The organism is Mycobacterium arosiense ATCC BAA-1401 = DSM 45069, assembly GCF_002086125.1.
Classification (GTDB): domain Bacteria; phylum Actinomycetota; class Actinomycetes; order Mycobacteriales; family Mycobacteriaceae; genus Mycobacterium; species Mycobacterium arosiense.
This window is the reverse complement of record NZ_MVHG01000328.1, coordinates 1-264: the sequence shown is the minus strand read 5'-3', so window position 1 is coordinate 264 and position 264 is coordinate 1. Positions and strand designations below refer to the sequence as shown.

Below are 264 nucleotides of genomic sequence, written 5' to 3'. Positions count from 1 at the left end.
ACCTGTTGATCAACCGCCCCGATCTCACCCGGGTTCAGGTCGACAGGACGTCGGATCTCATGGACAGGGCCATTCCGGACGGCTTGGTGGAGGGCTACGAAGCGCTCGTGGCAGGCCTGACATTACCCGATCCGAATGATCGGCACGTCCTGGCTGCGGCGATTCGCTGCGGTGCGAGCGTGATTGTGACGTTCAACGAACGTGATTTCCCGAACGATCTGCTGGCTCCGTACGGCATCGAATCGCAGCACCCCGATGAGTTTG

At 60.6% G+C, this 264-nt stretch carries 1 pseudogene; it reads left to right on the top strand.

What is annotated here, in order from left to right:
- Positions 1–264: pseudogene (locus tag BST14_RS28705) on the top strand (PIN domain-containing protein); the annotation flags it as partial.